We start from the raw sequence: 22603 nt of genomic DNA, 5'->3' as shown, positions 1-22603 counted from the left end.
CAGCGATATGACTGATCAGCGCAAAGGCAGCGATGCCGAACCCACCACTCACTTCGGCTTCAAGAACGTCCCGGAAAGCCAAAAGGCGGAAAAAGTCGCTGAGGTGTTCCACTCCGTGGCAGCCAAGTACGACCTGATGAACGACGTGCTCTCCGGCGGCATGCACCGCCTGTGGAAGCGCTTCACCATCGAGTTGTCGGGCGTACGCACCGGCAACCGGGTGCTGGACATCGCCGGTGGCACCGGCGACCTGGCGGCCAAGTTCTCCAAGCTGGTTGGCCCCACCGGCCAGGTGGTATTGGCCGATATCAACGGCTCGATGCTCAAGGTTGGCCGCGACCGCCTGCTCGACAAAGGCGTGGCCGGCAATATCGAATTCGTCCAGGCCGACGCTGAAAAGCTGCCGTTCCCCGACAACCATTTCGACTGCGTGACCATTGCCTTCGGCCTGCGTAACGTGACCCACAAGGAAGACGCGATCCGCTCGATGCTGCGCGTGCTCAAGCCGGGTGGCCGCCTGCTGGTGCTGGAGTTCTCCAAGCCGACCAACGCGCTGATGTCCAAGGTCTACGACACGTACTCCTTCGCCTTCATGCCGTTGATGGGCAAGTTGATCACCAACGATGCCGAGAGCTACCGCTACCTGGCCGAGTCGATCCGCATGCACCCGGACCAGGAAACCCTGAAGTCGATGATGGTGGAGGCCGGTTTCGACCGCGTGACCTACCACAACATGACGTCCGGCATCGTCGCCCTGCACCGCGGCATCAAGCCCTGATGCTGCTGCAAGGTCTTCTCGCCAGCGTCGAGCACGGCCTCAACCGTGTACTGCGCCTGGACAGCACCGCCCTGGCGCGGCTCGCGCACCTGACCGGCAAAGTCATCGCCGTCGATTGCCGCAGCCCCGCCTTGCAGCTGTTTATCCTGCCCAGCGATGAAGGCCTGCTGCTCGCCACCCAATGGGCCGCTGAAGCCGATTGCACCTTGCGTGCGCCGGCCTCCAGCCTGTTGCACCTGGCACTGAGCCGCAACAAGACTGCCATCCTCCACAGCCCCGAGGTGGAGCTGGAAGGCGACAGCGCGGTGCTGATGGACCTGGCCGCCGTGCTGCAAGACCTGGAGCTGGACTGGGAATACGAACTGTCGCGCTGGATCGGCCCCGTCGCCACCCAGTTGATCAGCGGGCACCTGCGCAGCCGCTCGCGCTGGTATCAGCAAGGGTTCGCCAGCCTCAACCAGAACCTTGCCGAATACCTGAGCGAAGAATCGCGCACCCTGGTCGGGCAACGGGAAGCGCAAGCGCGCTTTCGCGAGCTCGACAAGGCCAAAATCGACCTGGAACGCCTCGAGGCCCGCTTCGAGCGCTTGAGCCGTTCCCTTGATCCAAGCGATAACGCATGAAGCTGCTCGCCGTCCGCCGTTTGTTTCGTATCCAGCGCGTCGTAATCCGCTACCGTCTCGATGACCTGCTGTTTGCCCTGCCCTTGCCGTGGTTTTTGCTGGCGGTGCGTTATGTGCTGCCGTGGCGCTGGTTGCCGCGCAAGCCGTCGCCGTTGAGCCGTGGCGCCAGCCTGCGCCTGGCGTTGCAGGACTTGGGGCCTATCTTCATCAAGTTCGGGCAGATCCTCTCCACCCGCCGCGACCTGTTGCCCGAAGACATCGCCGACGAGCTGATGCTGCTGCAAGACCGCGTGCCGCCATTCGACTCGCAGCAGTCGATGGCGCTGATCGAAGAACAGCTGGGCCAGAAGATCAGCGAGGTGTTCAGCCGCTTCGACGTCGAGCCCCTGGCCTCGGCGTCGGTGGCGCAAGTGCACGCCGCGCAACTCAAGACCGGCGAAGAAGTAGTGGTGAAAGTCATTCGCCCAGGCCTCAAGCCGATCATCGGCCAGGACCTGGCGTGGCTGTTTGTCCTCGCCCGCGCGGCCGAACGCTTCTCCGCCGATGCGCGCCTGCTGCACCCGGTGGACGTGGTCGCCGACTACGAAAAAACCATCTACGACGAACTCGACCTGCTGCGCGAAGCGGCCAACGCCAGCCAATTGCGACGCAACTTCGAAGGTTCGCAACTGCTGTACGTGCCGCAAGTGTATTGGGACTGGTGCCGGCCAAAAGTGCTGGTGATGGAGCGCATCTACGGCGTGCAGGTCACCGACCTTGCGACCCTGGCCGACCAGCGCACCGACATGAAGATGCTGGCCGAGCGCGGTGTGGAGATTTTCTTCACCCAAGTGTTCCGCGACAGTTTCTTCCACGCCGACATGCACCCGGGCAACATCTTCGTCAGCACCGTCAACCCGTGGAGCCCGCAGTACATCGCCATCGACTGCGGCATCGTCGGCAGCCTCACCCCCGAAGACCAGGATTACCTGGCGCGCAACCTGTTTGCCTTCTTCAAGCGCGACTACCGCCGTGTGGCGCAATTGCACATTGATTCGGGCTGGGTGCCGGCGGAAACCAAGCTCAATGAATTCGAAGCGGCGATCCGCACGGTGTGTGAGCCGATCTTCGAAAAACCGTTAAAAGATATTTCCTTCGGCCAGGTGCTGATGCGCCTGTTCCAGACCGCGCGGCGCTTCAATATGGAAGTGCAGCCGCAACTGGTGCTGTTGCAAAAGACCCTGCTGAACATCGAAGGCCTGGGCCGCCAGCTGTACCCGGACCTCGATTTGTGGAACACCGCGCAACCCTTCCTGGAACGCTGGATGCGCGAGCGCATGAGCCCCAAAACCATGCTGGGCAACCTGCACAGCCAGTTCGAACAGCTGCCGCACCTGGCCAACATGACCCGCGACCTGCTGGAGCGCATGTCCCAGCCCCACGCCAAGGACCCTGAGCCACCGTGGCGCAAGCGCAAGGACGATTGGTTCCTGCGCCTGCTCGGCGCCGCGCATCTGGTGGGCGGGGTGATGCTGGCGATTGGTGGGCCATTGAACCAACTGGGCCACTGGCCAGCCGGCATCATGGTCGCCGTGGGTGTTTATCTGATCGTGCGTCGATAGCCCATCCGGTTATACACTGTCGCAAATTGCCGGAGCCGAACATGAAAGACTGGCTGGATGAGATCAAATGGGACAATGACGGCCTGGTGCCGGCCATTGCCCAGGACTACAAGACCGGGCGCGTGCTGATGATGGCCTGGATGAACCGCGAGGCCCTGAGCCTTACCGCCGCCGAGCAGCGCGCCATCTACTGGTCACGTTCGCGTGGCAAACTGTGGCGCAAGGGCGAAGAATCCGGGCACGTGCAGACCCTGCATGAGCTGCGCCTGGACTGCGATGCCGACGTGGTGATCCTCAAGGTCGAACAGATCGGCGGCATTGCCTGCCACACTGGCCGCCACAGTTGCTTCTATCGCGTGTTCGAGAATGGCGAATGGAAGATTGTGGAGCCGGTGCTCAAAGACCCGCACGCCATCTACCCAGCAGGACACTGAACATGAGCGATACCCTGAACCGTGTGGCCCAGGTGCTGGAAGACCGCAAAGGCGCGGATGCCGACAGCTCCTACGTCGCCAGCCTGTACCACAAGGGTCTGAACAAGATTCTGGAAAAACTCGGCGAAGAATCCGTCGAGACCATCATTGCGGCCAAGGACGCGCAAATCAGCGGTGATTACAGCGATGTAATCTATGAGACCGCAGACTTGTGGTTCCATAGCCTGGTGATGCTCGCCCAACTGGGGCAGCACCCACAGGCCGTGCTGGATGAACTGGACCGTCGCTTCGGCTTGTCCGGGCACGCCGAGAAGGCTTCGCGCCCGTCCGCCTGAATAACTAAGACTTGAGGATTTGAAGCATGGGCATTTTTGACTGGAAACACTGGATCGTCATTCTGGTGGTGGTGGTATTGGTGTTCGGTACCAAGAAACTCAAGAACCTGGGCACCGATGTGGGCGAGTCGATCAAGGGCTTTCGCAAAGCCATGAACGATGATGAAAAGCCAGCCGAGCCAAGCGCCAACCCGGTGCCACCGGCCCAGCCTGTTCACCCGCAGGCCACCCAGCCGATCACCGAGCGCCGTACCTTCGACGTTCAGGCTGAAAAGGTCCAAGAGCCGACCCGCAAAGACTCGTGAGCACTGACTAATGTTTGGTATCAGCTTCTCTGAACTGCTGCTCGTCGGCCTGGTGGCCTTGCTGGTACTGGGGCCGGAACGCCTGCCCGGTGCCGCACGCACCGCCGGCTTGTGGATCGGGCGCCTCAAGCGCAGTTTCAACGCGATCAAACAGGAAGTTGAACGGGAAATCGGTGCCGACGAAATCCGCCGGCAATTGCACAACGAACATATCCTCTCGTTGGAGCAGGAAGCCCGCAAGATTCTTTCCCCGGTGCAAGAGCCGGCCAAGCCGGTAACGCCGGTGGCCGAGCACAGCATCGCGCCAGCCCCTGTGGCCGACGCCGCACCGGCAGCGCCAGCCCCAACGACGCCCGCGCCGACGCCCGTTGCGTCGCCCGCCCCCCATGACCCTACATTGCCGCCGCGAGCCCCATGAGCGCTGATAAACCGGAAAACGACCAGCACATGCCGCTGGTCTCGCACCTCACCGAGCTGCGTACCCGCCTGCTGCGTTGCGTGGCGGCGATCTTCATCATCTTTGCCGGGCTGTTCGCCTTTACCCAGCAGATCTACACCTTCGTCTCGACGCCCCTGCGCCAGTACCTGCCAGCCGGCGCGACGATGATCGCCACCGATGTCTCGTCGCCGTTCCTGACGCCCTTGAAGCTGACCATGATGGTCTCGCTGTTCCTGGCGATCCCGGTGATCCTGCATCAAATCTGGGGCTTTATCGCGCCGGGCCTGTACAAGCATGAGAAGCGCATCGCCGTGCCGTTGCTGGTGTCGAGCATCCTGCTGTTCTACACCGGCATGGCCTTCGCCTACTTCCTGGTGTTCCCGCTGATCTTCAAGTTCTTCGCCGCTGCCACCCCGGCTGGCGTGGAAATGATGACCGATATCACCAGCTACCTCGATTTCGTGATGACGCTGTTCTTCGCCTTTGGCGTGGCATTCGAAATCCCTGTGGCGGTGGTGTTGCTGGTGTGGATCGGCGTGGTTGACGTCAAGTACCTGAAGAAGATCCGCCCGTACGTGATCATCGGCTGCTTCGTGGTCGGCATGATCCTCACACCGCCGGACATCTTCTCCCAGACCTTGTTGGCGGTGCCGATGTGGATGCTCTTCGAAGTGGGCATCCTGTTCAGCGGCTTGATCAGCAAGCGTGGCGAACACCCGGATGACGCGCCTGTCGACGACGACCAGCCGCCAGCGACCCAGCCGTGAACCTGCTGCTGCTCGAAGAGGCCGACTTTATCGCGGCCGACCGCGTAGTGCTGCGTGATCGGCGCCTGGTGCATATGCAGGAGGTTCACCGCGCCGCCGTCGGTGACACCCTGCGCGTAGGCCGCATTGGCGGGCTGATGGGCAATGCCCAATTGCTGCGCCTGGAAGCCGCCGAAGCCGAACTGCAAGTGAGCTTCGACCAACCGCCGCCGAGCAAACTGCCCGTGACCTTGCTGCTGGCCCTGCCCCGCCCGAAGATGCTGCGCCGGGTGCTGCAAACAGTGGCGGCCATGGGCGTGCCCAAGGTGGTGCTGGTCAACAGCTACCGGGTGGAAAAAAGCTTCTGGCAAACCCCGTTCCTGGAGCCTGAAGCGGTGCGCGAGCAACTGATCCTCGGCCTGGAGCAAGCGCGGGACACGGTACTGCCCGAGATCATTATCGAGAAACGCTTCAAGCCGTTTGTCGAAGACCGGCTGCCGGCCATGGCGGCTGGCACCCTGGGTCTGATCGGCCATCCGGGCGATTACCCGGCTTGCCCCCGAGCCCTGGAAGAACCGGTGACCCTGGCCATCGGCCCGGAAGGCGGCTGGATTCCCTATGAAGTGGACCTGCTGGCCAAGGCCGGGTTGCAGCCGGTGCAGTTGGGTGCACGTATTTTGCGCGTCGAAACCGCCGTAACCGCCCTGCTCGCCCGCCTGTTCTAACCCCCCGCAGATCAAGCGATCATCTCGCCTTCTGTAGGAGCGAGCTTGCTCGCGAAAACCTCACAGACGCCGCGTTTACTCAGGAAGCACGCGTTACCGTTGACGTTTTTCGCGAGCAAGCTCGCTGCTACATTAGATGTGCATCGCTACAGTATCCTGCCCCCGTGCCGATAGCCTGTGAATAAGTCCAAGCCTTGTTCCAGGGGAGTTCGCAGCATGTATCGTTGGTTAGCCGAGAAACTGGGGAATGTAAGCGTCAACCGCAAGCTGAGCGTGGGCTTTGGCCTGGTGTTGCTCCTGACGCTGTTGATCACCTTTACCGGCTGGACCGGCCTGGGGGATGTGATCAGTCGCGGTGACAAGCTGGGCTTTATTTCCAGCCTCAATGGCCTGACCAAAGACCTGCGCCTGGCACGCCTGGACTTCGATATGCGCCGTGGCGAGCAAGGCACGGACAAGGTCGACGGCCTGCTCGCCCACCTCGACAGTGGCCTGAAGACCGCTGCCGAGCTGATCGAGCAACCTGACGATAAAGCCCTGGTCGAGCAGCAGCAGGAAGCCCTGAACCAATACAAAAAGGCCTTCGCCGCCATGGTCCAGGCGGGCCTCAAGCGTGAGGGCGCGCGCAGCAAACTCGGCGACACTGCCGACAATGCCGTCGCCAAGATCAACGAAATCGAAAAAGCCCTGTTGCAAGGTGACAGCGTCGCCCAGTTCAACAGCGTGGTTGAGCAGAGCAAGCTGATCCAGCAGTCGCGCTTCCAGGTACGCGGCTACACCTACAGCGGCAAGGTCGAAGCCGAGCAACCGGCCCTGGATGCCATCGACAACGCCCTGAAGAAAATCACCGAACTGCAAGGCCAGTTGCCTGCGCAATACCAGGCCAACCTGCAAGAAGCCGGGACTTCACTGCAAGCCTACCGCGTCGCCGTCAGCCAGTATCGCGATTCCCAGGTCGCCAGCGCCGCAGCGCTCAAAACCATGATCGCCCAAGGCGACATCCTGCTGGGCCACAGTGAAAAACTCACCGTCTCCCAGACCGCCGTGCGTGACGCAGATGCCGCGCAGGCCAAATACCTGTTGCTGCTTGCCACCGTGCTGGCGCTGATCGTCGGCGTCTTCGCGGCCTGGGCCATTACCCGCCAGATCGTCATCCCGCTGAACCAGACCCTCAAAGTCGCCGAGCGCGTGGCCTCCGGCGACCTGAGCCACAACCTGGAATCGGGCCGCCAGGACGAACTGGGCCAATTGCAGCGCGCCATGCAAAGCATGACCGTGGGCCTGCGCGAGTTGATCGGCGGGATCAGCGACGGTGTCACCCAGATCGCCAGTGCCGCCGAACAGTTGTCGGCCGTGACCGAACAAACCAGCGCCGGGGTCAACAGCCAGAAGGTCGAGACCGACCAGGTGGCCACCGCCATGAACGAGATGGCCGCCACCGTGCAGGAAGTGGCGCGCAACGCCGAAGAGGCCTCGGAAGCCGCCGTGGCCGCCGACCAGCAAGCCCGTGAAGGCGACCAGGTGGTGGGGGAAGCCATCGCCCAGATCGAGCGCCTGGCCACCGAAGTGGGTAATTCCACAGTGGCCATGGGTGAGCTCAAGCGCGAAAGCGACAAGATCGGCAGCGTGCTCGACGTGATTAAATCCGTGGCCCAGCAAACCAACCTGCTGGCCCTTAACGCCGCCATTGAGGCCGCGCGTGCGGGTGAAGCCGGTCGCGGCTTTGCCGTGGTGGCCGACGAGGTGCGCAGCCTGGCCCAGCGCACGCAGAAGTCCACTGAAGAGATCGAAGAGCTGATCGTCGGCCTGCAAAGTGGTACCCAGCAGGTGGCAACCATCATGGACAACAGCCGCGGGCTGACCGAGAGCAGTGTTGAGCTGACGCGCCGCGCCGGCCACGCGCTAGGCAATATCACCCGCACTGTCTCGACCATCCAGGCGATGAACTCGCAGATCGCCACCGCCGCCGAGCAGCAAAGCGCCGTGGCTGAAGAGATCAACCGCAGCGTGTTGAATGTGCGGGATATCTCCGAGCAAACTTCGTCGGCCAGCGAAGAAACCGCGTCCTCCAGTGCCGAACTGGCGCGCCTGGGGATCTACCTGCAGACCTTGGTCGGGCGCTTCCGGGTCTGAATTACCCTACGCGGCGGCTTACCAAAGCCGCCGCATCTTGTGAAATTTCCTACGCAGTTATCAGCCCTCCACGGGCCCGAATCGAATTAGCGTTTCAGGTGTCGCCAAACGCTTTCTCTGATTCGGAGGTTCACCATGTTTCCTCGGCTGACCCGCGTGCTGGTCAATGCCAGCGTCCGCCTCAAGCTCGCCCTGGGTTTTGGCCAAGTGCTGATTCTCAGTTTCCTGATCGCCGCCACCGGCTGGCAAGCCTTGAACGCCGTGCTTTACCGATCCAACAGCCTGACGACCCTGGGGCAACTGGCGGTCGACGCCGAGGCCATGCGCGCCGACCGCATCGTGTACCGCACCCTGACAGACAGCGATAGCCTGGGCAAAATGGCCGCGAAAATCGAGCGGATCGACCAGCACCTGGCCGACCTTTCAAACCGCCTGAAAGATCCAGCTGACCTGCAGCGACTTGAAGAAGCCAAGAGCCTTGCAAGCAACTTCAAGGCGGCACTGGCGCAACTGCCGCCCTTGATCGAACAGCGCGAGCGCATCCGCCCGGCGCTGAAAAAAATCGCTCTGCAAGCCAGCGATACCCTCGCCCAATTTGCCAGTGACCTGCCTGACCAGAACGACGAGAAGGCCCTCGATGCCATCGAGCAACTGCGCCAGGCCATGGAGCTGGCCGAAGATCGCGCCCAGAGCCCCGCCTGGGCCGCGCAATCGCTGGCGATGTATGCAGAGGCCATCGGCAAGGCGCTGGACGCTCTGGAGATCGCGCAACTGGCCGTCACAGCACTGCCGGTGGACTCAGCACTGCTCAAGACCGACCTGGCTAACTATCGCGAGCAGTTGATCAAGCTCAAGGAAGCCCAGCTCAATGTGGAGACCGTGCAAAACCGCTTCGAACAGCAACTCAATGACCTGCGCGAAAACAGCAACCAGTTGAGCCAAAGCCAAAACACCAAGCGAAACGACGAGGCAGACCACACCCGTACATTGCTGATCAGCGTGACAGTGGCCGCCCTGGCACTCGGCGCGCTGGCCGCCTGGTGGATCGCCCGGCAGATTGCAGCGCCATTGCGGGAGATCCTTAGCGCCGCGCACCGCGTTGCCGAGGGCGATCTCAGCCATGACATGGCGGTCGACCGTCGTGACGAACTTGGCCAGTTGCAGCAAAGCATCGGGCAAATGACCCGCAGCCTACGTAGCCTGATCAGCAGTATCGGCGACAGTGCCCGGCAGATCGCCGGGGCGGCTACACAGTTATCCACGGTCACCGAGCAGACCCGCAGCGGTCTCAACGAGCAGAAAGACGAAACCGACCAGGTGGCGACGGCAATGAATGAAATGCTCGCCACTGCCCAGGAAGTGGCGCGCCACGCCGAACGCGCCTCGGTGGCAGCCAATGAAGCCGACCAGCAGGCCGGCGCCGGTGAGCAGGTGGTCACCCAGGCCGTGGAGCAGATTGGCAACCTGGCCAGTGAAATGGCGCTGTCGGGACGCGCGATGCTCGCGTTGCAACAGGAGAGCCAGAAGATCGCCAGTGTGCTGGACGTGATCAAGTCCGTGTCTCAGCAGACCAACCTGCTGGCCCTGAACGCCGCCATTGAAGCGGCGCGTGCGGGCACTGCCGGCCAAGGCTTTGCGGTGGTCGCCGACGAAGTGCGCAGCCTGGCCCAACGCACTCAGGAATCGGCCGAGGAGATCGAAGGGCTGATCCTCGGCCTGCATAACGGCACCCAACAGGTGGCGGACATCATGGACAGCAGTCGCAGCCTGACAGACAACAGCGTCGCCCTGACCCGCGACGCCGGTGATGCCCTGATTGCCATTGCCCGCACGGTGACGATCATCCAGGAAATGAACCCGCAGATCGCCGCCGCAGCCGAACAGCAAAGCGCCGTGGCCGAGGAGATCAACCGCAGTGTGTTGAAGGTACGGGACGTGTCGGAACAGACTGCCGCCGCCAGCGAGGAAACGGCGGCGGCGAGTGTTCAGTTGACCAGGTTGAGCCTGGATTTGCAGACCCTGGTCGACAAATTCAAGCTCTGAAACACCACCCCTGTAGGAGCGAGCTTGCTCGCGAAAAACCCAAGGCCGCTGCGTTCATTCAGGGTGCGCTGCGTTATCGTTGAAGGTTTTCGCGAGCAAGCTCGCTCCTACAGTCATAGGACCTGGCGCAGGAAGGCTTGGGCGCGGGGGTCTTTTGGCGCATTGAAGAACTCGGCCGGGGCAGCGTCTTCCAGCAATTTGCCGTGGTCGAAAAACAACACCCGGTCTGCCACTTCCCGGGCAAAGCCCATCTCGTGGGTGACGCACACCATGGTCATGCCTTCCAGGGCCAGGGTCTTCATCACGTCCAGCACTTCACCGACCATTTCCGGGTCGAGGGCCGAGGTGGGCTCGTCAAACAGCATCACCTTGGGCTCCATCGCCAGGGCCCGGGCAATGGCGACACGTTGCTGCTGGCCGCCAGACAGGCGCGATGGAAACTCGTGGGCCTTCTGCGCGATACCGACCTTTTCCAGCAGCGCCAGGGCCTTGGCCTCGCGCTCTGGCTTGCCACGCTTGCGCACGACCTTTTGCGCCAGGCACAGGTTTTCCAGCACGGTCATGTGGGGGAAGAGGTTGAAGTGTTGGAACACCATGCCGACTTCACGGCGGTAGGCATTCACGTCGGTCTTGGGGTCGGCCAGTTGCAGGCCGTCGATGCTCACCGAACCTGAGTCGAACGCCTCCAAGCCGTTAAGGCAGCGCAGGAAAGTGGACTTGCCGGAGCCCGAAGGGCCGATAACCACCAGCACCTCGCCCTTGGCCACTTGGGTGGTGACGTGATCCACCGCGCGCACCACCTGCCCACGGGTATCGAAGACTTTTACCAGATCGCGCACTTCAATCACTTTGGGCGAGCCTCCGCTCAAGCCGGCTGGCCATCTTCGACAGCGGCAGGTTGATCAGCAGGTACAAGCCCGCCACACAGAACAGGATCTCAAACGGCGAGAACGAGGTGGTGATCACCTCGCGGCCGCTCTTGAGCAACTCGGTAATCGCGATCACCGACACCAGGGAGGTGTCCTTGACCAGGCTGATAAATTGCCCGGCCAGGGGCGGCAGCACGCGCTTGAACGCCTGCGGCAGTACCACGTGGCGCATCGACTGGCTGGCGCTCAAGCCCAGGGAGCGCGCCGCTTCGTCCTGGCCACGGGTGATGGACTGCACGCCAGCGCGCACGATTTCTGCCACGTAGGCACCGGTGAACAACGACAGCGCGGCGATCCCGGCGAACTCCCGGGACAGGTTGAGCACCGTGCCGATAAAGAAATAGAAAATGAAGATCTGCACCAGCAGCGGCGTACCGCGCACCAGCTCGACGTAGATCGTCGACAGGTCGCGCAAGGTAGGGTTCTTCGACAGCCGGCACAGCCCGGTCGCCAAGCCAATCGCCAAACCCAGGATGCCAGACACCACCGACAGCCACAATGTGGTCCACAAGCCCCACATCAACGGCCCCAATGCCCATTGCCGGGTCACGCCGACCACATCGCCTTCAGCCACGTCGTCGCCGCGCGCCACTTGCAGGCTGTTATCGGCAACCGTGAGCTTTTGCTCGACACCGGCGTCGTTGCGCAGGGTGACTTCGGCCGTATCGCCGTTGCGCACCAACTCGACCACGGTGGAAATATCCGCGGCGCGCTGGGAAGTTTCGGCTTGATAAGCGAAGTACTGCGGGACGCGGTTCCAGCGCCATTCGTAGGACATCAACGAGGTGGCGTAATACAAGGCACCCGCCAGGCCGACCAGCACGACCACCGTGAGCAGGTGCCAGGGCCATTGGGCTTTTTTCTGTTTCATTTCACTTTCCAGTTTTTTGTCGCCTGTCATGCCGCCTTCGCGAGCAAGCCCGCTCCCACACTTGACCGAGTTGTAACATCAAAATGCGGTCAAAATGTGGGAGCGGGCTTGCTCGCGAAGGGCGCGACGCGGTGCCCAGTGAGGCCTTATTCCATGTCCTTGAGCCACTCGGAGCTCTTGAACCACTTGTCATGGATGCGATCGTAGGTGCCGTCGTTACGGATCTGGTGCAGGAAGTTGTTGATGAAGTTGATGCTGTCGTAATCGCCTTTCTTCAAACCGAACGCCAGGGGTTCAAAGGTGAAGGGTTCGTCCAGGAACACCAGCTTGCCGTTACCGACTTTCTTCTCGGCCACCACGTTGTACGGTGCGTCGTAGACGAACGCATCAGCCTTGCCGTTGACCACGTCGAGCACGCCTTCCTGCTCGTTGTCGTAGCCGTGGTACTTGGCTTTGGAGATCAACTTCTTGGCCACCATCTCACCGGTGGTGCCGAGCTTGGAGGTCAGGCGGTATTTCTCGTCGTTCAGGTCTTTGTAGGACTTGATGGTGCCTTCCAGTTCCTTACGGATCAGCAGCGTCTGGCCGACCACGATGAAGGGTTCGCTGAAGTTCAGGCGCAGGTTGCGTTCCTGGGTCAGGGTCATGCCGCTGCCGATCATGTCGAACTTGCCGGTCAGGAAGGCCGGGATGATGCCGTCATAGCCGGTGGACACCAGCTCCAGCTTGACGCCCATGGACTTGGCCATGGCCTTGAGGATGTCGACCTCGAAACCGATGATTTCACCGCGCTTGTCGGTCATTTCGAACGGCATGTAGGTGGGGTCCATGCCGACTTTCAACGTGCCGCGCTTGACCGCCTCATCAATGGCGCCGGCCTGTGCCACGGTGGCAGCGACCAGCGCGGTGACGCCAAGCATCAGCATCGAAAGATACTTTTTCATCATCAAGACCCCTGAACGATTCTTATAAGGTGGGCGCACAAAAGGGCTGCGCCATTTCGGGGAGCGATCCTAACCCACTCGTTGCCCGCCACAAAGGTTTCACCGGTAAATGTTATCGGCGTGTATCGGAAAACACTGACAGCGGCCAGGCCCAGAGCAGGAGCAGACGCTTGCGCGCAGCCTCTCGCTTAGGAATTGATGTGTAAGCAGTTATGACGATCAGTCGATCTCGGCGATCCAGGCCGTGTCCCTTAACCACTTGTCATGCAGGCGATCGTAGGTGCCGTCCTGGGCGATCTGATTGAGAAAGTGGTTGATCCAATTGAGGCTGTCGTAATCACCTTTTTTCAGGCCAAACGCCAAGGGCTCAAAGGTAAAAGGTTGCTCCAGTGCCAACAAGGCACTGTTCTGTGGCCGACTCATTGCGATCAGGTTGTAGGGCGCATCATGGATAAAAGCATCGGCCTTGCCTTCCACCACCTGCCGCACGCCCTCTTCCGGGTCAGCCACACTGCTGAGCCGAGCGGATACGAGAAAGCGCTGCGCAGCGGCTTCGCCGGTGGTGCCTTGGATGGTAACGACGCGGTAACTGGCGTCGTCCAGCTCTTCAATACTGGACACCTTCGCGCCCAGGCGCGGATGCAGCAGCACCGTCTGGCCCACCACGATAAACGAGTCACTGAAGTTGAGCTTGAGGTTGCGCTCTTGGGTGACCGTCATGCCGCTGCCAATCAGATCAAATTTGTTTGCCGTCAGCCCTGGCAGCAACTCCGTGTAGGGCACCGCCACCAACTCCAGCTCTACACCCAGCGCGCGACTCATGGCGTGGAGCAAGTCAATTTCAAAGCCGACGATGCGTCCCTGCCTATCGAGCATTTCGAACGGCACGTTATTGGGGGTGGTGCCGACTTTAAGTACGCCACGGCGCACAGCGTTGTCCAGCGCGCCCGCGTAAAGCAGGCCCGCGTGTCCCCCCAGCAAAAAGCCCATCAGCAATGCCAAACAATACCTTTTGATCATGAATGCCCCCGTGGCGAGTCCAATGTGGGGGGCGATCCTAACCCAGCCGCAGGCACGGCAATACGCTTCGAACAAAGGTCTTTTGTTTCGAAATAACAAGGAGTTAGGAATAAAAAGGAAGGGGCTAAAAACGCTGTAGGACCAACGTTTGAAACACCCCCGAAGTGAGCCTTCGGGGGTGCCTGAATCAGGCCGGTTGGGCCTGGGGCGACTGTGGTTGCAGGGGCAGCAATGGCGCGTGCGGATCGGCCTTGATCGAGGCACGCCAAGCGCCGAGCCACTCGGCATGACCTTCGCTCCACACCTGCTCATGCAGGCGAGCCAGGGCCACCGGGTCGCTGAGCAAGGCCAGGCGTTCGCTGTTGTTGAGGCCGGCCGGGCCGACTTTCAACGCGTGGCGAACACGCTCCATGCGCAGGTACTCGATGGGCTCGGCCTCCCGGTGCCGCGAGGTCGCCAAGGCGCAGGCCAGGGCGTTCTGCTGCGGGTCGACCACCGAACGCACAAAGCCGTCGTTGAGAGCGTGCCAACGGTTTTCGTGGGTGTACTTCTCGGTCGACAGCAGGGCTTGCGGCGGATTGTATTCCTCAGGGATCAGGAACAGGCTCTCGTCGCGAGACTTGAGGCCCAGCTTGACCCGGCTGGAAATCACCGACACCGGGATCGACAGCATCAGCGAACCGACGATCGGCACCAGCCACCACAGGAAGCTTGGGTTCAACCACACCACCAGCAGCGCCCACAAAAAGCCCAGCACGGTTTGCGGACCGTGGCGCTTGACCGCCTCGCTCCATGGCGTGGAGTCGTCGTCACGTTGTGGCGAGTTCCAAGTAGCGGCCCAGCCGAGGAACGCAGCGAGGACGAAACGGGTGTGGAAAATCATCCGCACCGGCGCTAGCAGCATGGAGAACAGCATCTCCAGCAGCATCGACAGGGTCACATTGAACTTGCCACCGAACTCTTTGGCGCCCTTGGCCCAGATCAGGATGATGCTGAGTAGTTTAGGCAGGAACAACAGCACGATGGTGGTGGAGAACAGCGCCACCGCCTTGTCCGGGTGCCATTGTGGCCACAGCGGGTACAACTGGCGCGGAGCCATGAAGTACTGCGGCTCCATCAGCGTGTTCACCGCCAGCAACGCCGTGGACAGCACCAAAAAGAAGAACCACAACGGCGCCGACAGGTAGGACATCACGCCGGTGAGGAACACCGCACGGTGCACCGGGTGCATGCCTTTAACCAGGAACAGGCGGAAGTTCATCAGGTTACCGTGGCACCAGCGGCGGTCACGCTTGAGTTCATCCAGCAGGTTCGGCGGCAGTTCTTCGTAGCTGCCCGGCAGGTCGTAGGCAATCCACACGCCCCAGCCGGCACGGCGCATCAGCGCCGCTTCAACGAAGTCGTGGGAAAGAATCGCACCGGCAAACGCACCCTTACCTGGCAACGGCGCCAGGGCGCAGTGCTCGATAAACGGCTTCATACGGATAATGGCGTTGTGGCCCCAGTAGTGGGACTCACCCAACTGCCAGAAGTGCAGGCCGGCAGTAAACAGCGGGCCGTACACGCGAGTGGCGAACTGCTGCATGCGCGCATACAGGGTGTCCATGCCCGACGCACGCGGCGCGGTCTGGATAATCCCGGCATCCGGCGTGGCTTCCATCAGGCGCACCAGGCTGGTCAGGCACTCGCCGCTCATCACGCTGTCGGCGTCGAGAACGACCATGTACTTGTAGTCACCGCCCCAACGACGGCAGAAGTCGTCGAGGTTGCCGCTCTTGCGCTTAACGCGGCGGCGGCGACGGCGATAGAAGATCTTGCCGAAACCACCGGCTTCGCGGCAGACGTCGAGCCAGGCTTGCTGTTCGGCGATGCAGATGTCGGCGTCGTTACTGTCGCTGAGCACGAAGAAATCGAAGCGATCCAGGTCACCGGTCGCGGCCACCGATTCGAACGTTGCACGCAAACCGGCGAATACACGCGGCACGTCTTCGTTGCAGATCGGCATCACAAGCGCGGTGCGCGCATCCTTGGGAATCGGCTCGTCGCCGGCACTTTTACCGGAGATACGGTATTTATCGTGCCCGGTCAGCAGCTCCAGGAAGCCCATGAGCGCGGTCCAGAAACCGGCCGACACCCAGCAGAACAGAATCCCGAACATGATCAGGATGCTGGTTTGCAGGGCGTAAGGCAGTACCTGGGTGGCGGTTTGCAGCAGGGTCTGGTTGCGAATTTCGTCGAAGTCGACCAGCGACCAGCCCTGGTACGGCATGATGCCTTTCATGTACCAGCCGGCCACGATGGTCTGGCCCAGCATCAGCACCAACAGGATGTAACGACGGATCGAGCCGACGGTACGCCAGCGCGCAGCCGGCAGTACCCGCTCATCTTTCGGTGGCTTGGGCGGGTTGGTGCGACCGGTCATCCGGCGCCAACCGCGCACCAGGATGTTGGTGCGCCAAGGCTCGGGCACCACTTTGGTCCGACGGATCGGCGGCGTGGCCTTCAGGCACACGCGACCGCTGGCATCGAGCGCCAGCATCTCGGCGTCTTCCAGCTCTTCGGCGCTGTTGAGGGTCAAGCGGCGGCCAACCGACGCTTGGGCAGCGTCGGTCGGTGCGTCGAAGGTCTTGGACGACAGACGTTCGTGCAACTCGCTGAAGGACGTGCAGCCCGCCAGCTCGGCGCGCTGCTCAGCCGTCATGGGTAGATGCGCCAGGTACTCGGACAGAGTCTCTGGCTTGACTTGAGAATTACTCATCGGCAGGCAACTGATAGCTCCAGGTTTCGGTCAGGACTTGCTCGGTCTTGATCGGCTCCGGTGTGGCTGGGGCAGCCTCAGGCTGTTTGGCTTCCTTGTCCTTGGCGTCTTTCTTGGCCTGCTTCTCATGCTGCTTGGCCAAGACTTTGTCGGCCTTGAGCACATGGTTGGAAACCGACTCAGGCTCAGGCTGCACGATATCTTGCACCAGCGCCGCACGCATTTCGGTCGGCTTGCTTGCGTCCTTGATCTTCATACGCAGGGTCAGGCGCCAGCCTTTGGTGTGTTCGTTGTAACGCACGCTGTTTTCAACCAGTTCGGCGTTATCGCCCACGCTCACCTGGCTACGTACCGGCGCGTCCGGCAGCAGTTTCTTCAGGGACGGGCCCTCGAAGTCCACCAGGTAGGCCACGCTGCCGTCGGGCTGACGGATCAGGTTGGATTGCTTCACGTCACCGGTAGAACGCAGGGTCTGCTTGACCCAGGCACTGTCCGGCGAATGGAAAGCTGCGTCGTCCAATGTCCAGTGCAGACGGTAGGCTACGTCCAGCGGCTTGCCGACTTCCGGCAGTTCGGCCGGGCTCCAGAAGGCCACGATGTTGTCGTTGGTTTCATCGGCGGTCGGGATCTCGACCAGGTCGACGGAGCCTTTGCCCCAATCGCCTTCAGGTTCGATCCAGGCGCTTGGGCGCTTGTCGTAGTTGTCGTCCAGGTCTTCGTAGTGGCTGAAATTGCGACCACGCTGCAACAGGCCGAACCCACGCGGGTTCTCGACGCTGAAGTTGCTGACAGACAGGTGTTTAGGGTTGTTCAGCGGGCGCCAGATCCACTCGCCATTGCCAGCGTGGATCGACAGGCCGCTGGAATCGTGGAGCTCGCGACGGTAGTTGAGGACCTTGGACGGCTGGTTGGCGCCGAACAGGAACATCGAGGTCAACGGCGCAACGCCCAGCTTGCTGACCTTGTCACGCAGGAACATCTGGGATTTGACGTCCACCACGGTGTCGGTGCCAGGGCGCAGGATCAGACGATAAGCGCCAGTGGCACGTGGCGAATCCAGCAGCGCAAAGATCACCAGGTGCTTGTCACCCGGCTTTGGACGCTCGATCCAGAACTCGGTGAAACGCGGGAATTCTTCGCCAGACGGCAATGCGGTGTCGATCGCCATGCCACGGGCAGACAGGCCATACACCTGGTCTTTGCCCACGACGCGGAAATAGCTGGCGCCGAGCATGGTCATGATTTCGTCTTGCTTGTCAGCCTTGTTGATCGGGAAAAGCACACGGAAACCGGCGTAACCCAACTGTTCGGTGGCTTTAGGATCAAATTTCACATCGCCGAAATCGAAACGCGTCGGGTCGTACTTGATTTCATGCACGCTGTCGGCGGTGACTTCGTTGATTTTCACCGGGGTGTCGAAATGCATCCCCTGGTGATAGAAGGACAGCTTGAACGGGGTGTTCTGATCGGCCCACTCGGCTTTTTCATTGCGGAAACGAATTTTCTGGTAATCCGCGAATTTCATTTCGCGGAATTCGTTCGGCAAATTGCTGCGCGGAGCTTCGTATTTCTGCCCGGCCAGCTCTTTTGCCTTGGCCGACACATCATCCAGACTGAACGCCCACAGTTGACCCGCGCCGAACAGGCAAAACAGGGCGGAGCCCGTCACCAGTGCGTTTCGTAACCGTTTGGCAGACAATTTTGGTGCATTACAGGGACTAACAATCACGAGCAACCCTCGCCGAAAACAGATCAAAAAACCAACTGCCAGCTATCTATATGCCAGGTTGGCGAGCAATGTTCCGACTCCTCTGGGGCAAAATGATTCCCCACGCGGTTGTCGGACAAGGCTCTACCTAAGTCAAAAATGGACCAAACAAAGCTGATCCCCGTAGCGCGCGATTATCTAGTAGCCCGCGAGACAACGCATCAGGGGCAGCGAAGTATTTGTAGCGAAACCCTGCGTTTTTAGGCATTAACGTCGTTTTTCATACATTCATGTCTGTAAGAGGAAGGTCACAGGGCCATCATTGACCAAATGCACCTGCATATCCGCGCCAAAACGCCCTGACGCCACCTTGCCATGCAATTGTTGCGCTTGTAACAACAAGTGATCAAAAAGCGCCGCTCCCAGGGCCGGTGGAGCCGCTGTGGAGAAGCTGGGCCGCAACCCGCTTTTGGTATCCGCCGCCAAGGTGAACTGCGACACCAGCAGCAAACCGCCGCCGATGTCCTTGAGGGACAGGTTCATCTTGCCCTCCTCGTCACTGAACACCCGATAGTTAAGCAGCTTGTGCAGCAGTTTGTCGGCGCTTTCGGGCGTATCTGAAGGCTCGACGGCGACCAGCACCAGCAAACCCTGGTCGATTGAGCCTACCACCTCACCCGCGACCTCGACTCGGGCACCACGCACCCTCTGCAACAGGCCCTTCATGCTTCTTCAGGCGGCAGGTCGAGCAGGCGTCGGGCCATTTCACCGGTCGCGCGTACCAGCGCGTCAGTGATACCCGGCTCGGAGGCCGCATGCCCGGCCTCGCGGATCACCTGCAACTCACTGTTGGGCCAGGCCTGATGCAGCTCCCAGGCGTTATCCAGCGTGCAGATCATATCGTAGCGGCCATGGATGATGACGCCAGGCAGATGGGCGATCTTGTGCATATCGCGAATCAGCTGGTTGGGTTCCAGGAAGGAGTTGCTGGTGAAGTAATGGCATTCGATACGTGCGATGGACAAGGCGCGCTGCGGCTCGGAAAACCGCTCCACATGCTGTGGGCTCGGGCACAGGCCCAGCATGCGGCCTTCCCAGCCCGACCAGGCTTTGGCCGCGTGCATCTGGGCGATCTGGTCATTGCCGGTCAGGCGCTTGTGGTAAGCGGCGATCATGTCGTGGCGCTCCTCCACCGGGATCGGGGCCACGTAGTCCTGCCAGTAATCCGGGAACAGACGGCTCGCGCCCTCCTGGTAGAACCAGCGAATATCCTGGGGGCGGGCGAGGAAGATGCCGCGCACGATCAGGCCGAGCACACGCTCGGGATGGGTTTGCGCATAGGCCAGGGCCAGGGTCGAGCCCCAGGAGCCGCCGAACAGCACCCATTTGTCGATGCCCAGGTGCTCGCGGATGCGTTCAAGGTCGGCGACCAGATCCCAGGTGGTGTTGTTCTCCAGGCTCGCCCTAGGCGTGGAACGGCCGCAGCCACGCTGGTCGAAGGTGACAATATGGTAGAGGTTCGGGTCGAAATAGCAGCGGCTCTGGGCGTCGCAACCGGAGCCGGGGCCGCCATGGATGAACACGACAGGCAAGCCTTCGGGGGAGCCACTTTCATCGACATACAGGGTGTGGGTGTCATCGACAGCCAGATCGTGCCGGGCGTAGGGTTTGATCTGCGGGTACCAAGTCTGCATTGCGTGCTCCGTAGGGTGTCGGGTTCATCCCTGGGGGGACGTCTATTATTTTGCCGTTTGGCATCATAAACCCGAATTGTGCAATGAGCATGTCCTTGAGCACTTAGACCTGTGTCAGCAGTTGGCGCCTCAGATAACCGAGCAGATAGTCATACAGCCGAACCACCTCCGGCACCTGGCCGCGAGCCCGCAAATAACCGTGGGCCAGCCTTCTGCTGGATCAGGCGCTTCGGAGCGATAGCACATGCAGTTGTAGGTTTGGCGCAGGCCAGCCTGGGATGAGTCATCGCGGGTAGAAGCTTCGGTCTTGGCGACAGTGTGGGAGCTGGCTTGCCCGCGATGGCGGTGTGTCAGTTGATAAAAGTGGTGCTGAACCACCGTTATCGCAGGCAAGCCAGCTCCCACATTTGGAGCGCATTCTCATGATAGAGCGCGGTCAAGCGTGGGAGCGGGCTTGCTCGCGAAAGCTATTGCAGCAGCACCAACAATTACCGGTAGTGCTTCTGCCCCCAAGCCAACAGCCCTTCCAGCAACTGCCTCAACACCACCTGCGTCGGCTCGGCCAAATCATGGCGATAACGGAACGGCTCGAACTCCTCCATATAGGTGCTCTGGCACAACTCCAACTGCACCGCATGGATATCCTGCGCCGGGTTGCCGTAGTGACGGGTGATATGGCCGCCCTTGAAGCGCCCATTCAGCACATGGGTGTATTGCGGATGCTGGGCGCAGATGGCTTCCAGCTGGCTGGCCAGCTGCGGGTCGCACGCAGCGCCGTTGAAGGTACCCAAATTGAAGTCCGGCAATTTGCCGTCAAACAGGTGCGGGATCACCGAGCGGATCGAGTGCGCGTCGAACAGCAACGCATAACCGAACTCGGCCTTGAGGCGTGCCAGTTCTTCTTGCAGTTGACGGTGGTACGGCCCCCAGATTTTTTGCAGGTAGCTGGCCCGCTCTTCGTCGGAGGGCGTTTGCCCTTCACGGAACAACGGCACGCCGTCGAACAGCGTCTCGGGGTACAGGCCGGTAGTAGCGCCGGCATACAGCGGCGTGTTGTCGGAAGGCCGGTTGAGGTCGATGACAAACCGCGAGTACTGCGCAGCCAGGGTGCTGGCGCCCAGTTCTTCGGCAAAGTCATACAACAGGGGGATATGCCAGTCGGTGTCCGGCAGGCTTTGCGCCTCGGGGATCAACCCGTCCTGGACCGCAGGGGTGAGGCGCAGGCCGGCGTGGGGCATGCTGATCAGCAGCGGTACACGGCCTTGTTTGAATGTCAGAACCTTATCCACAACAACATCCTCTCAAACAGTGACATCGACGCCGTGGCGCACGACGCGTTTATCCAGTTCGCCACCCAGCCAGTAGGCCAGGTCGGCGGGGCGGTCGATCTGCCAGGCGACAAAGTCCGCGACCTTGCCCACTTCCAGGGAACCATGGGTATCACCCAGCCCCAACGCGGTGGCCGCGTGTTGCGTGGCGCCGGCCAGGGCTTCTTCCGGGGTCATGCGGAACAGGGTGCAGGCCATGTTCAGCATCAGCCGCACCGACAGTGCCGGCGAGGTGCCGGGGTTGAGGTCGCTGGCGATAGCGATCTTCACGCCGTGTTTGCGCAGGGCCTCCATCGGCGGCAGTTGGGTTTCACGCAGGAAGTAAAAAGCGCCCGGCAGCAACACGGCGACGGTGCCAGCAGCGGCCATGGCGATGGCGTCTTCTTCGGTCATGAATTCCAGGTGGTCGGCCGACAGAGCCTGGTAGCGCGCCGCCAGGCTGGAGCCGTGCAGCGATGAGAGCTGCTCGGCGTGCAGCTTCACGGGCAAGCCAAGCTGTTGGGCAACCTTGAATACGCGCTCGACCTGTTCGGGGGAAAAGGCCAAGTATTCACAGAAGGCATCCACCGCATCCACCAGCCCTTCTGCTGCCAGCGCCGGCAGCATCTCCTTGCAGATGTGCTCAATGTAGTCGTCGGCACGGTCTTTGTACTCCGGCGGCAACGCGTGGGCGGCCAGGCAGGTGGCGCGCACGCTGACCGGCAGTGCTTCACCCAGACGCCGGGCCACGCGCAGCATCTTGCGTTCGTTGGCCAGGTCCAGGCCGTAGCCGGACTTGATCTCCACCGTGGTCACGCCGTCACGCAGCAAACTGCGCAGGCGCTTTTCGGCACTCGAGAACAGCTCATCTTCGCTCGCCGCACGGGTTGCGCGCACCGTACTGGCAATGCCGCCGCCCTTGGCCGCGATCTCGGCGTAGCTGACGCCTTCGAGGCGCTGCTCGAATTCGCCGCTGCGATTACCACCAAACACCGCATGGGTGTGGCAGTCGATCAGCCCCGGGGTAACCCACGCGCCTCGCAGGTCATGCACCGGGGCGTAATCCGCCGTCGGCGCCTGGCTGCGAGGGCCGACCCACTCGATGAGCGAGCCGGCAGTCACCATGGCGGCATCCTCGATGATCGAGTATTTGCCGTTGGCCATGGTTGCGACGTGGCAGTGTTGCCAAAGCGTTTTCATCAACGCCTCC

At 61.4% G+C, this 22603-nt stretch carries 20 protein-coding genes and 2 pseudogenes; 12 read left to right on the top strand and 10 right to left on the bottom strand.

Annotated features, from left to right (window positions below; all coding sequences use genetic code 11):
• The first annotated feature begins 7 nt into the window (after window positions 1-7).
• The 12 genes and pseudogenes from ubiE to A7K61_RS00635 all read left to right on the top strand — a co-directional run bounded on the left by ubiE (window position 8) and on the right by A7K61_RS00635 (window position 10162).
• Window positions 8-778: a bifunctional demethylmenaquinone methyltransferase/2-methoxy-6-polyprenyl-1,4-benzoquinol methylase UbiE gene (gene ubiE / locus A7K61_RS00685; protein WP_003171186.1), complete on the top strand. Its 771-nt coding sequence runs from the start codon at window positions 8-10 to the stop codon at window positions 776-778.
• Window positions 778-1401 carry an SCP2 domain-containing protein gene (locus tag A7K61_RS00680; RefSeq protein ID WP_019820017.1) on the top strand — a complete coding sequence of 208 codons (624 nt, stop codon included), beginning with the start codon at window positions 778-780 and terminating at the stop codon, window positions 1399-1401. The genes ubiE and A7K61_RS00680 overlap by 1 nt, the downstream gene beginning before the upstream one ends.
• The gene (ubiB, locus tag A7K61_RS00675) at window positions 1398-3002 is read left to right on the top strand and encodes a ubiquinone biosynthesis regulatory protein kinase UbiB (protein WP_032893976.1); all 1605 of its coding nucleotides are present in this window, start codon (window positions 1398-1400) and stop codon (window positions 3000-3002) included. The genes A7K61_RS00680 and ubiB overlap by 4 nt, the downstream gene beginning before the upstream one ends.
• 41 nt (window positions 3003-3043) lie before the next feature.
• Complete coding sequence (hisI, locus tag A7K61_RS00670; protein ID WP_044270698.1) at window positions 3044-3436, top strand: phosphoribosyl-AMP cyclohydrolase; 393 nt, start codon at window positions 3044-3046, stop codon at window positions 3434-3436.
• Between the two features lie 2 nt (window positions 3437-3438).
• A complete protein-coding gene (locus tag A7K61_RS00665) occupies window positions 3439-3771 on the top strand; it encodes a phosphoribosyl-ATP diphosphatase (RefSeq protein ID WP_003187881.1) in 333 nt (110 codons plus the stop codon).
• A gap of 26 nt (window positions 3772-3797) precedes the next feature.
• Window positions 3798-4076, top strand: a complete 279-nt coding sequence (locus A7K61_RS00660) for a twin-arginine translocase TatA/TatE family subunit (RefSeq protein WP_003187877.1) — start codon at window positions 3798-3800, stop codon at window positions 4074-4076.
• A 10-nt stretch (window positions 4077-4086) separates the two neighbouring features.
• A complete protein-coding gene (tatB, locus tag A7K61_RS00655) occupies window positions 4087-4494 on the top strand; it encodes a Sec-independent protein translocase protein TatB (protein WP_003187876.1) in 408 nt (135 codons plus the stop codon).
• The gene (gene tatC / locus A7K61_RS00650) at window positions 4491-5282 is read left to right on the top strand and encodes a twin-arginine translocase subunit TatC (RefSeq protein WP_003187874.1); all 792 of its coding nucleotides are present in this window, start codon (window positions 4491-4493) and stop codon (window positions 5280-5282) included. Before tatB ends, tatC begins: the two co-directional genes overlap by 4 nt.
• Entirely contained in the window at window positions 5279-5986 is a 708-nt protein-coding gene (locus tag A7K61_RS00645; protein WP_047712388.1) for a 16S rRNA (uracil(1498)-N(3))-methyltransferase, read from the top strand. The genes tatC and A7K61_RS00645 overlap by 4 nt, the downstream gene beginning before the upstream one ends.
• A gap of 216 nt (window positions 5987-6202) precedes the next feature.
• Window positions 6203-7261: pseudogene (locus tag A7K61_RS34120) on the top strand (methyl-accepting chemotaxis protein); the annotation flags it as partial.
• A complete protein-coding gene (locus tag A7K61_RS34115) occupies window positions 7247-8119 on the top strand; it encodes a methyl-accepting chemotaxis protein (protein WP_370694792.1) in 873 nt (290 codons plus the stop codon). The pseudogene A7K61_RS34120 and the gene A7K61_RS34115, both read left to right, overlap by 15 nt.
• Window positions 8120-8254: 135 nt before the next feature.
• The gene (locus tag A7K61_RS00635) at window positions 8255-10162 is read left to right on the top strand and encodes a methyl-accepting chemotaxis protein (RefSeq protein WP_069556707.1); all 1908 of its coding nucleotides are present in this window, start codon (window positions 8255-8257) and stop codon (window positions 10160-10162) included.
• A 113-nt stretch (window positions 10163-10275) separates the two neighbouring features.
• Here A7K61_RS00635 and A7K61_RS00630 read toward each other — a convergent pair whose 3' ends face one another.
• The 10 genes and pseudogenes from A7K61_RS00630 to hutI form a co-directional block, all read right to left on the bottom strand.
• Entirely contained in the window at window positions 10276-11010 is a 735-nt protein-coding gene (locus tag A7K61_RS00630) for an amino acid ABC transporter ATP-binding protein (RefSeq protein WP_044270688.1), read from the bottom strand.
• Window positions 11003-11962: an amino acid ABC transporter permease gene (locus A7K61_RS00625; protein ID WP_034134699.1), complete on the bottom strand. Its 960-nt coding sequence runs from the start codon at window positions 11960-11962 to the stop codon at window positions 11003-11005. The genes A7K61_RS00630 and A7K61_RS00625 overlap by 8 nt, the downstream gene beginning before the upstream one ends.
• 146 nt (window positions 11963-12108) lie before the next feature.
• On the bottom strand, window positions 12109-12906 hold the full coding sequence (locus A7K61_RS00620) for a transporter substrate-binding domain-containing protein (protein WP_032893985.1): 798 nt from the start codon (window positions 12904-12906) through the stop codon (window positions 12109-12111).
• A gap of 219 nt (window positions 12907-13125) precedes the next feature.
• Window positions 13126-13926: a transporter substrate-binding domain-containing protein gene (locus A7K61_RS00615; RefSeq protein WP_069556706.1), complete on the bottom strand. Its 801-nt coding sequence runs from the start codon at window positions 13924-13926 to the stop codon at window positions 13126-13128.
• Window positions 13927-14105: 179 nt separating this feature from the next.
• A pseudogene (gene mdoH, locus A7K61_RS00610) lies at window positions 14106-16684 on the bottom strand (glucans biosynthesis glucosyltransferase MdoH); the annotation flags it as partial.
• Window positions 16677-18413 (bottom strand): glucan biosynthesis protein G, encoded by a 1737-nt coding sequence (locus tag A7K61_RS00605; RefSeq protein ID WP_003187856.1) that lies wholly within the window; start codon window positions 18411-18413, stop codon window positions 16677-16679. The gene A7K61_RS00605 and the pseudogene mdoH, both read right to left, overlap by 8 nt.
• Window positions 18414-18680: 267 nt before the next feature.
• Entirely contained in the window at window positions 18681-19118 is a 438-nt protein-coding gene (gene dtd / locus A7K61_RS00600) for a D-aminoacyl-tRNA deacylase (RefSeq protein WP_003187854.1), read from the bottom strand.
• The gene (pip, locus tag A7K61_RS00595) at window positions 19115-20086 is read right to left on the bottom strand and encodes a prolyl aminopeptidase (protein WP_069556704.1); all 972 of its coding nucleotides are present in this window, start codon (window positions 20084-20086) and stop codon (window positions 19115-19117) included. Before pip ends, dtd begins: the two co-directional genes overlap by 4 nt.
• Before the next feature lie 488 nt (window positions 20087-20574).
• On the bottom strand, window positions 20575-21375 hold the full coding sequence (hutG, locus tag A7K61_RS00590) for an N-formylglutamate deformylase (protein WP_047712382.1): 801 nt from the start codon (window positions 21373-21375) through the stop codon (window positions 20575-20577).
• A gap of 12 nt (window positions 21376-21387) precedes the next feature.
• On the bottom strand, window positions 21388-22593 hold the full coding sequence (gene hutI, locus A7K61_RS00585; RefSeq protein ID WP_069556703.1) for an imidazolonepropionase: 1206 nt from the start codon (window positions 22591-22593) through the stop codon (window positions 21388-21390).
• Window positions 22594-22603: the final 10 nt, after the last annotated feature.

The organism is Pseudomonas sp. AP42, from assembly GCF_001728935.1.
Classification (GTDB): Bacteria; Pseudomonadota; Gammaproteobacteria; order Pseudomonadales; family Pseudomonadaceae; genus Aquipseudomonas; species Aquipseudomonas lactis.
This window is presented reverse-complemented; position numbering and strand designations above follow the sequence as displayed.

Bases quoted from the DNA above. Each gene is read 5' to 3' on its own strand.
- A7K61_RS00615 (WP_069556706.1), bottom strand. From the start codon at position 13,926: ATGATCAAAAGGTATTGTTTGGCATTGCTGATGGGCTTTTTGCTGGGG.
- A7K61_RS00660 (WP_003187877.1), top strand. From the start codon at position 3,798: ATGGGCATTTTTGACTGGAAACACTGGATCGTCATTCTGGTGGTGGTG.
- A7K61_RS00625 (WP_034134699.1), bottom strand. From the start codon at position 11,962: ATGAAACAGAAAAAAGCCCAATGGCCCTGGCACCTGCTCACGGTGGTC.
- ubiB (WP_032893976.1), top strand. From the start codon at position 1,398: ATGAAGCTGCTCGCCGTCCGCCGTTTGTTTCGTATCCAGCGCGTCGTA.
- A7K61_RS00635 (WP_069556707.1), top strand. From the start codon at position 8,255: ATGTTTCCTCGGCTGACCCGCGTGCTGGTCAATGCCAGCGTCCGCCTC.
- ubiE (WP_003171186.1), top strand. From the start codon at position 8: ATGACTGATCAGCGCAAAGGCAGCGATGCCGAACCCACCACTCACTTC.
- hisI (WP_044270698.1), top strand. From the start codon at position 3,044: ATGAAAGACTGGCTGGATGAGATCAAATGGGACAATGACGGCCTGGTG.
- A7K61_RS00665 (WP_003187881.1), top strand. From the start codon at position 3,439: ATGAGCGATACCCTGAACCGTGTGGCCCAGGTGCTGGAAGACCGCAAA.
- tatB (WP_003187876.1), top strand. From the start codon at position 4,087: ATGTTTGGTATCAGCTTCTCTGAACTGCTGCTCGTCGGCCTGGTGGCC.
- hutI (WP_069556703.1), bottom strand. From the start codon at position 22,593: ATGAAAACGCTTTGGCAACACTGCCACGTCGCAACCATGGCCAACGGC.
- pip (WP_069556704.1), bottom strand. From the start codon at position 20,086: ATGCAGACTTGGTACCCGCAGATCAAACCCTACGCCCGGCACGATCTG.
- tatC (WP_003187874.1), top strand. From the start codon at position 4,491: ATGAGCGCTGATAAACCGGAAAACGACCAGCACATGCCGCTGGTCTCG.
- A7K61_RS00620 (WP_032893985.1), bottom strand. From the start codon at position 12,906: ATGAAAAAGTATCTTTCGATGCTGATGCTTGGCGTCACCGCGCTGGTC.
- dtd (WP_003187854.1), bottom strand. From the start codon at position 19,118: ATGAAGGGCCTGTTGCAGAGGGTGCGTGGTGCCCGAGTCGAGGTCGCG.
- A7K61_RS34115 (WP_370694792.1), top strand. From the start codon at position 7,247: ATGCAAAGCATGACCGTGGGCCTGCGCGAGTTGATCGGCGGGATCAGC.
- A7K61_RS00680 (WP_019820017.1), top strand. From the start codon at position 778: ATGCTGCTGCAAGGTCTTCTCGCCAGCGTCGAGCACGGCCTCAACCGT.